Source organism: Candidatus Dormiibacterota bacterium, from assembly GCA_036495095.1.
Classification (GTDB): domain Bacteria; phylum Chloroflexota; class Dormibacteria; order Aeolococcales; family Aeolococcaceae; genus CF-96.
Map to the genome: position 1 here is coordinate 34087 of DASXNK010000043.1, position 11478 is coordinate 45564.

Annotated in this window: 14 protein-coding genes; all 14 read right to left on the bottom strand. The window is 75.8% G+C overall.

Going from position 1 to position 11478, the window contains the following annotated elements; all coding sequences use genetic code 11:
• Nucleotides 1-66: 66 nt before the first annotated feature.
• Entirely contained in the window at nt 67-2199 is a 2133-nt protein-coding gene (gene ppk1 / locus VGL20_04750; protein HEY2702979.1) for a polyphosphate kinase 1, read from the bottom strand.
• Nucleotides 2196-2870, bottom strand: a complete 675-nt coding sequence (phoU, locus tag VGL20_04755; protein ID HEY2702980.1) for a phosphate signaling complex protein PhoU — start codon at nt 2868-2870, stop codon at nt 2196-2198. Before phoU ends, ppk1 begins: the two co-directional genes overlap by 4 nt.
• Nucleotides 2867-3352 (bottom strand): GNAT family N-acetyltransferase, encoded by a 486-nt coding sequence (locus VGL20_04760; protein HEY2702981.1) that lies wholly within the window; start codon nt 3350-3352, stop codon nt 2867-2869. The genes phoU and VGL20_04760 overlap by 4 nt, the downstream gene beginning before the upstream one ends.
• Nucleotides 3343-3867 carry an HD family phosphohydrolase gene (locus VGL20_04765; GenBank protein ID HEY2702982.1) on the bottom strand — a complete coding sequence of 175 codons (525 nt, stop codon included), beginning with the start codon at nt 3865-3867 and terminating at the stop codon, nt 3343-3345. The genes VGL20_04760 and VGL20_04765 overlap by 10 nt, the downstream gene beginning before the upstream one ends.
• A complete protein-coding gene (locus VGL20_04770) occupies nt 3864-5030 on the bottom strand; it encodes an alpha-D-ribose 1-methylphosphonate 5-triphosphate diphosphatase (protein HEY2702983.1) in 1167 nt (388 codons plus the stop codon). The genes VGL20_04765 and VGL20_04770 overlap by 4 nt, the downstream gene beginning before the upstream one ends.
• On the bottom strand, nt 5027-5704 hold the full coding sequence (locus VGL20_04775) for an ATP-binding cassette domain-containing protein (GenBank protein HEY2702984.1): 678 nt from the start codon (nt 5702-5704) through the stop codon (nt 5027-5029). Before VGL20_04775 ends, VGL20_04770 begins: the two co-directional genes overlap by 4 nt.
• On the bottom strand, nt 5701-6513 hold the full coding sequence (locus tag VGL20_04780) for an ATP-binding cassette domain-containing protein (protein ID HEY2702985.1): 813 nt from the start codon (nt 6511-6513) through the stop codon (nt 5701-5703). The genes VGL20_04775 and VGL20_04780 overlap by 4 nt, the downstream gene beginning before the upstream one ends.
• On the bottom strand, nt 6510-7388 hold the full coding sequence (locus VGL20_04785; protein ID HEY2702986.1) for an alpha-D-ribose 1-methylphosphonate 5-phosphate C-P-lyase PhnJ: 879 nt from the start codon (nt 7386-7388) through the stop codon (nt 6510-6512). Before VGL20_04785 ends, VGL20_04780 begins: the two co-directional genes overlap by 4 nt.
• A complete protein-coding gene (locus tag VGL20_04790) occupies nt 7385-8431 on the bottom strand; it encodes a carbon-phosphorus lyase complex subunit PhnI (GenBank protein HEY2702987.1) in 1047 nt (348 codons plus the stop codon). Before VGL20_04790 ends, VGL20_04785 begins: the two co-directional genes overlap by 4 nt.
• A complete protein-coding gene (locus VGL20_04795; protein ID HEY2702988.1) occupies nt 8431-8955 on the bottom strand; it encodes a phosphonate C-P lyase system protein PhnH in 525 nt (174 codons plus the stop codon). Before VGL20_04795 ends, VGL20_04790 begins: the two co-directional genes overlap by 1 nt.
• Nucleotides 8952-9347 carry a hypothetical protein gene (locus tag VGL20_04800; protein ID HEY2702989.1) on the bottom strand — a complete coding sequence of 132 codons (396 nt, stop codon included), beginning with the start codon at nt 9345-9347 and terminating at the stop codon, nt 8952-8954. Before VGL20_04800 ends, VGL20_04795 begins: the two co-directional genes overlap by 4 nt.
• Nucleotides 9344-10087, bottom strand: coding sequence for a GntR family transcriptional regulator (locus VGL20_04805; GenBank protein HEY2702990.1), 744 nt, complete (start codon nt 10085-10087; stop codon nt 9344-9346). The genes VGL20_04800 and VGL20_04805 overlap by 4 nt, the downstream gene beginning before the upstream one ends.
• Before the next feature lie 44 nt (nt 10088-10131).
• Nucleotides 10132-10950 (bottom strand): phosphonate ABC transporter, permease protein PhnE, encoded by an 819-nt coding sequence (gene phnE, locus VGL20_04810; protein ID HEY2702991.1) that lies wholly within the window; start codon nt 10948-10950, stop codon nt 10132-10134.
• A partial coding sequence (locus tag VGL20_04815; GenBank protein HEY2702992.1) for an ATP-binding cassette domain-containing protein occupies nt 10947-11478 on the bottom strand: 532 nt, incomplete at its 5' end. The genes VGL20_04815 and phnE, both read right to left, overlap by 4 nt.

The following is an 11478-nucleotide window of genomic DNA, read 5'->3' on the forward strand; positions in this document are numbered from 1 at the left end:
CACCCTACTGTGTTCTGGCCGCCTCCGTCAAGTACAGGGGGCTCGCGGCGCCGCGTGAACCGCAGTTCACGCGCCCGCCCGGCCGGTGCCGATGATCTCGATGACATGCTCCTCGGCGCCGCGGGCGAGCTCGGCGAGGACCTCGTGCGCGTTGATCCCGCGGCGGCGCGGGACCCGGTGCCACACCCCGTCGGCGTCGAGCTCCCAGGCGAGCTGGTCGTCGGCGAGGAGCACGTCCACGATGGTCGCGAGCCGAATCTGCAGCCGGGGGTCCAGCACCGGTGCCACCGCCTCGACGCGGTCGTCGAGGTTGCGGGCCATGATGTCCGCGGAGCCGATGTACCACTCCGCCCCGTCACCGCTGCCGAAACCGTAGATGCGCGAGTGCTCGAGCCAGCGGCCCACCAGCGAGCGCACCCGGATGTGCTCGGACATCCCCGGCACGCCGGGACGCAGCGAGCAGGTGCTGCGCACGATGAGCTCCACCTGCGCGCCCGCGGTCGAGGCCGCGTAGAGCGCCTCGATGATCTCCGGATCGACGACGTGGTTGGCCTTGATGACGATGCGGCCGCGGTTCCGCGCCTGGCGGCCGATCAGCTCCAGCAGGCCGGGGCGCAGCGTCCTCGGCGCCACCAGCAGCCGCCGGTAGCGTCGCTGCCGGCTGTACCCGGTGAGGTAGTTGAAGAGGTCGGTGACGTCGGCGCCGAGCTCGGGGTCGCAGCTGAACAGCCCCAGGTCCTCGTAGAGGCGGGCCGTCTGCGGGTTGTAGTTGCCGGTGCCGATGTGGCAGTAGCGGCGGATCGCGCCGCCCTCGCGACGCACCACCAGCGTGGTCTTGGCGTGGGTCTTCAGCCCCACCATGCCGTGGACCACATGCACCCCGGCGCGCTCCAGCACCCGCGCCCAGGCGATGTTCGCGGCCTCGTCGAAGCGGGCCTTCAGCTCCACCAGGGCGACCACCTGCTTGCCCGCCTCGGCGGCGCCGATCAGGGCGCGGACGATCGCGCTGTCGCCGTCGGAGGTGCGGTAGAGGGTCTGCTTGATGGCGAGCACGTCGGGGTCGCGCGACGCCTGCTCGATGAAGGCCTCGACCGAGGTGGCGAAGGACTCATAGGGGAGATGGACGAGCACGTCGCCGTCCCGGATCACCCGGAAGATGTCCGCCGGCCCGCCCTCGTCGTCACCGCGCAACCGGGGCTGGGTGACCGGCTCGTGGGGCGGGTCCTTCAGCTCCGGCCGGTCGATCCTGTACAGGCCCCAGAGGCCGCCGAGGTCGAGCGGCCCCTCCACCCGGTACACCTCGTCGGGCCCGATCTCCAGCTCGCGGACGAGCAGCTCGAGCACCTCGCCGGACATCGTGGCGTCGACCTCCAGCCGCATCACCGTCGGCGAGTGGCGCCGCTTCTGGAGGATGTCCTCGACCGCGCTCATCACGTCCTCGCCGCGCTCGTCGGCGAGGAAGTCGGCGTTGCGGGTCACCCGGAAGGGGTGGGTGCCGAGCACCCGCATCCCCGGGAAGAGCCGGTCGAGGTGGGCGGCGATCACCTCCTCGAGGGGGACGAACCGCTCGTGGTCGGGGAGCACGATGAACCGCGGCAGCAGCGGGGGCACCTTGACCCGGGCGATCCGGGTCACCTCGCCGTCGGGGTCGGCGACCACCACGGCGAGGTTGAGCGACAGGCTGCTGATGTAGGGGAACGGATGCGCGGGGTCGACCGCGAGCGGGGTGAGCACGGGGAAGACCTGCTCGTCGAAGACGGTGTCGAGGTGGCGCCGATCCTCGTCGTCGAGGGACGCGTGGGTGCTGTAGCGCAACCCGACCTCCTGGAGGCACTCGGTGAGCGCCCCGAAGGCGCGGCCCTGCTCCTCGTAGAGGTCGAGCACCCGCCGGCGGATCAGCCCCAGCTGCTCGGCCGGGGTGAGACCGTCGGCCGAGCGGGTGCGCACCCCCGCGGCGCGCCGCGCATGGAGGCCGGCGACCCGTACCGCGAAGAACTCGTCGAGGTTGGTGCTGAAGATCGCCAGGTACTTGGCCCGCTCCAGGGGGCGCTGCTCCGGGTCCTGGGCAAGGGCGAGCACCCGGGCGTTGAACTCGAGCCAGCTGAGGTGCCGGTTGAGGAACCGCGAGCCGGAGGGCGCGGCGGGTCGCTGCTCGCCGTCGACGGCGGCGCCGGTGGTGGTCCCGGTCTCCGCGGTCACCCCAGCTCCTCGACCAGGCCGGTCCGCAGGTACACGAGGTCCTCGCCGATGTTGGTGACCCGGTCGGCGATGCGCTCGAGGTGGTGTGCGATCAGGGTCAGGCGGGTGGCGCGGGCGGCGGCCTCCTCGCCCGCCGCGCAGGCGCGCACCTGCTCGTCGAAGAGCCGGCGGTAGATGCGGTCGACCCGGTCGTCGTGGGACGCGACGGTGCGGGCCTCCTCCACGTCACCGGCGATCACCGCGTCGAGCATGTCGCCGAGCTGGGTGCGGCACAGCTCGGCCATCCGGGAGAGGCCGGGAAGGCCACCCTCGGAGCGATCGTCGACGAGCTCGCGGGCGATCTTGGCGATGCTGGCGCAGTGGTCGCCCATCCGCTCCAGCTCCGCCGACATGTGCAGGTAGGCGAGCAGCCGGCGCAGGTCGCCGTTCACCGGCGCCTGGGTGAGGATGGTGGTCGTCGCCAGCTCGCGGAGCTGGAGCTGGAGCGCGTTGAGCTCGGCGTCGCCGGCGACCACCTCGTCGCAGAGCGCGGCATCGTGCTCGACCAGCGCCGCGACCGCACGCGGGATGGCGCGCTCGACGAACTCGGCCATCCGCAGGGCCAGTTCCCGGACCGCGGCGAGGTCCCGGTCGAGGGCGCCGCGCATCGAGTGAGCGATCACGTCACTCATGGTGGCACCGGTGCACCGGCGATGCTCACCCCCGGGTTGCGAACCGCGCGCCGGAAGCGCATCGCCGGCCGCCGCTGCTCGAAGCCCTCCCGGCGGTAGAAGCGGTGGGCGGCGGTGCGGAACGAGGACGAGTCGACCGCGATCTCGCTGCAGCCGAGCGCCGCCGCGGCCTCGTCGACGGCCGCCACCAGCGCCGCGCCGACACCGCCGCCGCGCCGTTCCGAGGCCACGCAGAGCGCCGCCAGCCAGCCCTGGCGGACGCCGTCCAGCATGTACGGACGGGCCTGCACCTCGGCGTAGCCGACGACGGCGCCGTCCTCCTCGGCCACCAGCATGCGCACCCCGGGGGTGCTCAGCGCCGCGTGGTAGACGGCGCCGACCGCGGGATTGCCGGTGGCGCCGTCGTGGCCGCCCATGGCGTCCACGAGCGCGGCGACCGCGGCGGCGTCCCCGCCGGTGGCGGGGCGGATGGTCAGAGCCACAGGCGGGTGAGGCGGTCGAGCAGGTCGGCGGGCTGCGGGGTGGGGGCGCCGGGCACCTTGGCCCGGTCGTCCCAGCGGCGCAGCGAGAGCGCGTCGGCCGCCCAGGCATGGGCGGTGAAGCGGCCCAGGTCGGAGCCGGTGGCGGCCCCTCCCTGGTCGGTGAGCGAGCTCGTCGAGGCGACGCTGAGGGTGGCCGCGTAGGCCGGCTCGGTGGCCACCAGCACCCGCTTGGCGAGCACGTGGGCGCCCACCAGCCAGGCCACCCGCGCGCCCAGGACCGCCGAGCAGAAGCGCGCCCCCGCGGCCTCGTGGGGAAGCCGCGGGCACTCCCCGGCGACCTCGGGCAGCCGGGCGATGTCGTGGAGCGCCGCGGCCACCACCAGGGCGTTGTCGGCGCCCGCGGCGATCGCCTGGCCGGCGGTCTGCATCGCGTGGGCGAGCTGGTCGACGGGCTCGCCCATCGGCGGCAGCGCCGCGAGCCGGAGGAGCAGCTCGCAGACGCCGGCGGGGGTCACCGTGCCCCCACGCCGGCGGCGACGGCGCCCAGCACCGGATGCCCCGCCACCCAGGTCTGGCGCACCACCGGGTGGCCGGCGACGCACTCCACCGCCACCAGGTCGGCACGGCAGCCCACCTCGAGGCGCCCCCGGTCGGTGAGGCCGGCCAGCCGGGCCGGACCCTCGGTCACCAGCGCCGCCGCCGCCGCCCAGTCGCAGCCGGTGTCGGCGGCGATCAGGTAGGCGGCGACCAGCAGCGAGGGCGGGTGGTAGTCGGAGGCGAGGGCGTCGAGGCAGCCGTCGGCGAGGGCGCCGCGCGCCGAGAGGTTGCCGTAGTGGGAGATCCCCCGCCGGGCGTTGGGGGCGCCCATGAGGATGCCCAGGCCTGCCTCGCGGGCGGCGTGGGCGGCCTCCAGGGTGACCGGGAACTCGGCGATGACCGCGCCCAGGCCGGCGGCGCGTCGCACCGTCGCCGCGGAGTCGTCGTCGTGGGAGGCGAGGGCGACGCCGGCGTTGCGCGCCAGCCGGGCGACCCGCTCGCGCACCTCCGCGGCCCGCCCCTGGCCACGCTGCTTCTCCAGCAGGCGCAGCCGCAGCTCCACGTCGACGTCGCCGTCGGCGTGCTCGGCGAGCTGGGTGTAGTAGCCCCGCCAGGCGGTCACATCGGTGAACTGGCCCTGCCCCGGGGTGTGGTCCATGTACGAGATCAGCCCGAGCGCCCCGCCGGCGGCGATCTCCGGAGCCGCCTCGACGGTGGTGCCGGTGACGTCGACGCGCAGGTGCAGGCGGTGGTCGACGCGCAGCCCTGACCGCTGGGCGACGATCGCGGCGGCGACGGTGCGGGCGCGGTCGATGCTGCGGTGCTTGACCGCGTCGTCCTCGAGCGAGATGCAGAGCATGTGGGTGGTGATGCCGTGGCCCGCGAGCTCGCCGTCGAGGTCGTGGAGCGCCGCCTCGAGGGGCAGCACCGTGGTCGGCCGCGGCCGGGCCCGCTGCTCCAGGCAGTCGGAGTGGAGGTCGACCAGGCCGGGGAGCAGGTCGAGGTCGCCGAGGTCGACGCGGGTGGCGGCGGCGGGCGGCTCCGGGCCCACCCCGGCGATGTGCCCGTCCTCGACCGCGACCCACCAGCCGCGGCGGGTGGCACCGGCGATGGGGAGGCGGGCGCCGCGGTACGCGATCATGCCGCCACCAGGGCGCCCTCGCGCATGGTCAGCACCTCGTCGACCAGGCCGCCGCCGGTGGGCACGTCGTGGAAGACGGCGAGGATGGTGGCGCCCTCGCGCTTGCGGTCCAGCACCGCCCCCAGCGCCCGCTCGCGCCGGTGGTGGTCGAGCGACGCGGTGATCTCGTCGAGGAGCAGCAGGGGCCGGGGGAGGGCGAGGCTGCGGGCGATGTTCACGACCTGGCGCTCGCCTCCGCTGAAGGTGGCCGGGGGTGCCTCCAGCAGCCGCTCGGCGAGGCCGAGGCGGAGCAGCCGGTCGGCGGCGTCGTCGCGCGCCACCCCCGCGGCGGCGACCAGGTCGACCGCCGCGATCCGGGGGATGGCCTCGAGGAACTGGGTGGCCAGCGACATCAGACCGCGGCGCGCTGCGAGGATCTCGCGGGCGCCGGCGGCGGCGACGTCGAGGTCGCTACCGCGGTGGCGGAGCACGATGCTGCCGGCGTCGCAGTGGTAGGTGCCGTGGATGCAGCGGAGCAGCGACGACTTGCCCGACCCGCTCTCCCCGGTGATCACCGTGCAGCTTCCCGGCGCCACCTCCAGGCTGACACCGCGCAGCACCTCGACCCGGAGGCCGTCGAGGAGGTGACGGGTGAAGCCCTTGCGGAGCCCGCCGACACTCACCCCCACGCTCACAGCTGCGAGCTGACCAGCAGCTGGGTGTACGGGTGCTGGGGGTCGGCGAGGAGCTGGTCGCAAAGACCCTCCTCGATCACCCGTCCCCGGTGCATCACCAGCAGCCGCTGGGCCAGGGTGCGGATCACCCCCAGGTCGTGGGAGACCACCAGGACCGCCACCCGGGTCTCCTCGTGGATGCGGCGGACCAGGTCGAGGATGCGCGCCTGGACGCTGACGTCGAGGCCGGAGGTGGGCTCGTCGAGAAGCAGCACCCCCGGCGAGTTGGCCAGTGCCCGGGCGAGCTGCACCCGCTGGCGCATGCCCCCGCTGTAGAGGCTGACCCGGGTGTCGGCGCGGTCGAGGGGCAGCTCCACCTCGGCGAGCAGGTCGAGCACCCGGCGGCGGATGTCGTCGAAGCCGCGCCACCCCGAGGCGAGCAGCCGCACCGCCACGTTGCCGCCGGCGGAGACGTCGAGGTCGAGGCCCTGCTGCGGGGTCTGGTAGACGATGCCGAGGCGCTCGGCGCGCACCCGGCGGCGGGCGCCGCCGCGGCTGTCGGTGACGTCCTCGCCGCCCACCAGCACCCGGCCGCGGGTGGGGGCGAGGTCGAGGTTGGCGCAGCCCAGCGCCGTCGACTTCCCGCTGCCGGACTCGCCGACGATGCCGAGCACCTCTCCGGGGCGCACGTCGAGGCTGAGCCGCCGGCAGCCGATCACCGCGCCGCAGGCGGCGCAGCGGGCCGGCGCCTCGGCCGGGTCGGAGCACTCCGCGCAGCCGGCGCCGTAGCGCACGGTGACGTCGCGGAGCTCGAGGGCGGCCGCGCTCATCGGATCCGCCCCTCGCGGCGGCGGCGGCACCAGTCGGTGTCGGAGCAGATCAGCCGGGGCGGTGCACCGCCGCCGGAGCACTCGACCCGGAAGCTGGTCGCCGACCCGCAGCGGCTGCAGGGGGCGGCGAAGCGCTCGGCCTCGAAGGGGCGGTCGTCGAAGGCGAGGGGGCGCACCGCGGTGTAGGGGGGCACCGCGTACACCGTGGCCTCGCGGCCGGCGCCGAAGAGCGAGATGTGGGGCGCGCCGTCGAGCCGCCCCAGGTCGTGGCGGGGGATCGGCGAGGGGCTCATCACGTAGCCACCCTCGACCTCGACGGGGTGGCTGTGGGTGAACGAGGCGTGGTCGTGGTGGACCAGGTCCTCGTAGAGGTAGAGCCAGACCCCGGAGTAGTCGCCCTCGGCGTGCATCCGCCGGGTCACCGAGGGCCGGGGGTCGACGATCCGCAGCGGGTCGGCGATCGGCACCTGGAACACCAGCACCACCTCCTCGTCGAGCTCCTCCTCGGGGATGCGGTGGCGGGTCTGGATCAGCGTCGCCCGCGGGGTCTCGGTGGTCGCGCGGGCGCCCGTGGTGCGGGTCACCAGGTCGCGGATGCCGGCGGCGTTGAGGCTGTCGTCGTCGCCCTGGTCGATCACCTTCACGCTGTCCTCGGGCACCACCACCGCGAGCGTGACCTGGAGGCCGCCGCTGCCCCACCCGCGCGCCACCGGCATCTCCCGGGAGGCGAAGGGGATCTGGTGGCCGGGGATGCAGAGCGCCTTGAGCAGGGCCCGGCGGACCTCGCGCTTGGCGGTCTCGTCGAGGTAGGCGTGGTTGTAGCCGCGCCGCCCGGCGGCGCCGCCGGTGAGCAGCCCGTCGAGCGCCGCGCTCACCGCCCCGCCACCGTGGCGTCCTCGACCCGGTCGCCGAGGGCGGCGAGCCGCTCCAGGTCGCTGGTGAAGGTGACGTGGTGCGGGAGCTTGAGGTGCTCGACGAAGCCCGCCGCCTCCTGGCCGTCGAGGACGGTCTCGAGGAACTCGCGGTCGTCGCAGGGCGGCGGCGCCGCGTCGGAGTCGAGGGAGGCGCGGGCGCAGTTGGCGTCGAGCAGCGCGGCACTGATGGCACGGCGCTCGACCCGGCCGCAGGTGCCCCCGACGCCGACGGTCAGGCGGGGGTCGGCGACCCCGTCGTGGACCCGGTAGAGCACCACCTCGGCGCTGGTCGCGACCAGCTCGCCCACCCGCACCGGCTCGCCGCTGAGCGGGTGGGTGACGGAGACCGAGAGCGTCCCCTGACGGAGCTCGACCAGGGTGGGGTCGCTGCGCTGGCCGTAGCCGCGGATGCCGGAGTAGGCGAGTGCGGTCATCGCCCCGGTCTCGCCCCGGGCCAGCCGCCCCCGCAGGTCACCGCGATCGTCGCCCCCGGCGGCGGCGACCAGGCCACCACGCTCCAGCCCCTCGAGCGCCCGGGGAAAGCACCGCGGCGGCGGCGCGGCGGGCTCGGGCGCCGGCCCGCCCTCGACGCCGGCTGCCGGCCCGGGGTCCTCGTCGAGGTCGAGCAGGCGCTGGGCGTAGTCGAGGGTGGCGCCGAGGTACTGGCCGCCGGGGGGGTCGACGAAGGCGGGGGTGATCCGGCGCAGCGGCCGCATCCCGCCGGCGGCGACGGTGCAGCCGGCGAGCCGGGGCAGGGTCGCCGCCCAGGCGCGCACCAGCGAGACCGCGCGGGCGACGTCGCCGCGGGCCTGGCGGAGCGCCCGGGCGCAGATCCGCGGCTCCGCCACCCCCGCCTCGGCGGCGACCTGGTCGACGAGGAGGGGGAGGAGGGCGCAGAGGTCGTCGACCCCGGCCTCGCCGGCGGCGACCGGGGCGGCGCCGTCGCGGGCCAGGCGCGCCGCCGCGGCGATGGCGCCGGTCTGGTCGAGGACGGTGGTGTACATCAGCGCAGCCGCTCGACGCGGGTGGTGCGGGGCAGGGCGGCCACCCGCCCGGCGGAGTCGATGACGAGCAGGTCGACACCGAGCGGCCAGGTGGCGCAGGCGGCGTCGCGGGCGTCGAGCTCGGAGGCGTCGAGCGGCAGCTCGGTGTCGAGGTGCCCCGCCACCCCCGGGCCCCGCAGCCGCAGCCGCCGGCCGGGCCCCGGCTCGGCGACCGCATAGACCGCGGTCGCGCCCGCCTCGGGGCAGGCCTCGTCGCCGCGGGGCAGGCGGGCGAGGGCACCGCCGGAGCCGCCGCCGCCCACCACCAGCAGCTCGGCGCCGGCCGCCGGCGCCGCGGCGGACGCCCAGGGCAGGGGCGGCGGCACGCCCGCCAGGGCCACCCGGCAGCCGGCGTCCCAGGTGGAGCCCAGCACCAGGGCGAGGGCCGCCTCGGTGGTGGGCGCGACCGGCACCCGGCGGCCGGGGTAGCCGAGGGCGACGAGGACCGCCCGGTAGGCGCGATGGAGCGCGGCGGCGCGGGTCATCCGGGGACCACCCGGGTGGCGGCCACCGCCGCCGCGCCGGCGTCTGCCCGAGCCCGCTCGTCGGCGAGGGCGGCGGTGGCGAGGGCGGTCACCGCGTCGTCGGCGCGGGCGTCGCAGAGCGCGGCGGCGAGCGCGGCGCGGTCGTCCCAGCCGAGCACGCAGGCCCAGCCGCGGCGGCCCGCCAGCTCGACGGTGGCGGTGGTCACCACGGCGTCGACGAGCGCGAGCTCGCCCGCCACCGTCGCCAGCCGCACCGGCACCACCGCCGCCGCCGGCGGCTCCACCACCCCGGCGCCGGAGCCGGCGGCGATGGCGGCCGCGAGCGAGAGCAGCGCCTCGCGCCGGGTGCGCGCCGCCGCGGCCAGGCCGGAGGCGCGCTGGGCGGCGGTCACGGCACCCGGCCCATCTCGAACACGACCCGGAAGATGTCGGCACGGAGCCACGAGGTGGTCACCTCGACGGGGCGGCGGTGGCTCGCGGAGCCGGTGAGCGCGCGCACCTCGTAGACCGCCGGGCGCCCGGCCACGCCGATCCGCTGGGCGACGTCGGAGGACGCGGTGACCAGCTCGGCGCGGGCCCAGGTGCGCACCGGGCGCAGCCGGTACTCCTCGGCGAGGGTCCGGTGGAGCGACCCGTCCTCGGCCAGTACCCTGGCGAGGCCGGGGACGAGCTCGGCCACCAGCCAGGTGTCGGCGCAGGCGGCGGGCTCGCCGTCGACGCCGCGCTGGCGGCGGAGCTGGAGGAGCGGGGTGGCGTCGTCGACCTCGAGCACCTCACGGACCCAGCGTGGCGCCCGGGCGAGGCGGAGCCGCTCGGTGCGGGTCGAGGGCACCGCCCCGCCGAGACGCACCGCGTGGCTCCAGCTGGGCGGGAGGTCGGGGGCAATCCGGTACTCGACCCGGTGGGCCACGAAGGTGCCCCTGCCCTGGCTGCGGCGGACCAGGTGGCGCCGCTCCAGCTCGTCGAGGGCGGCGCGAGCGGTGAGCCGGTTCACCCCCCGCTGGCGGGCCAGCTCGTGCTCGGAGGGCAGGGGCGTCCCCGCCGGCCGGCGGGCGATGCCGGCCTCGATCTCGTCGGCGAGGCTGAGATACGTCGGCTGCTGCGGGCTGGTGGTGCGCACCGTCCGCAGCATATCAACATGTCTAGACAACCTCAACGCCCGCGGTGCTGCCGGGATCATCGGATGCGCCTGCGCAGCAGCACGGCGAGCCCCTCGACGATGAGGATCAGCACCAGCATCACCAGCAGCAGGGTGGTGAGCTTCTGGTACTGGAAGAGGTTGAGGGTGGTGAAGATCTGCAGCCCCAGCCCGCCGCCGCCGACGAAGCCGAGGGCGATGGTGGAGCGGAGGTTGGTGTCGAAGCGGTAGATGGTGAGGCCGAGCAGGGTGGGCAGCACCCCGGGCAGCACCGCGTGGGTGGCCACCTGCATGCGGCCGGCGCCGCCGACCCGGAGCACGTGCACCGGGCCCATCTCCATGTCCTCGATGCACTCCGCGTAGAGCCGGCCGAGGATGCCCACGGAGTGCACGCCCAGCCCGAGCGTGCCGGGAAACGGGCCCAGACCCACCGCGGTGACGAAGAGCAGCGCCCAGACGATGTCGGGGATGGCGCGGCAGATGCCGATGACCGCCCGGCTGGCGTAGTAGGCGACCGGGTTCGGGGTGGTGTTCTCGGCGGCGCAGAGCGCCAGCGGGACGCTGATCACCATCGCCAGCACCGTCCCCAGGAGGGCGACGTCGAGGGTCTCGACCGCCGCTCCCAGGGCGGGCTGCAGGTCGGTGACGTCCGGAGGTGAGCCGCGGTGGAGGATGTCGACGATGCCGCCCACCCCGGTGACGACCTCCGCGGGGTTGAAGTGGGTGACGTGCACCGCCTGGGCCAGGACCACGAGGATGACGGCGGCGCCGGCGGCATTGCCGGCCAGCTCGCGGCCGCCGCGGCGGGGGCGGGGCAGCTCGCCGCCGGGGCGGCGACCGGCGGCGGCGAGGCTCACGCCGGCACGCCGAGCCCGCGGTAGAGCCGGGTCAGGGCGGCGTCGTCGACCTCGGCGGCGGGGCTGTCGACCACCACCCGGCCGGCACGCAGCCCGACGATGCGATCGGCGTGCCAGCGCGCCAGCTCGGGCTGGTGGAGCACGCAGACCACCGCCATCCCCTCGTCGACGGCGAGGCTGCGGAGCAGCGCCATCACCTCCTCGGTGGCGTCGGGGTCGAGGCTGGCGACGGGCTCGTCGGCGAGCAGCACCCGGGGCTGCTGGGTGAGCGCCCGGGCGATCGCGACCCGCTGCGCCTGGCCGCCGGAGAGCGTTCCTGCCCGCTGCGAGGCGTACTCGGCGAGCCCCACGCGGTCGAGCGAATCGAGCGCGCGGGCCTTCAGCTCCGCCGGGAAGAGCTTCGTGGAAAGAGAGCGCCGTAGCGGCAGCTCGCCGAGGGCGCCGAAAGCGACGTTCTCCAGGGAGGTGCGGCGGCGAACGACGAGCACCTGCTGGAACACCATCGCCGCCTGACGCCGCGCACGCCGC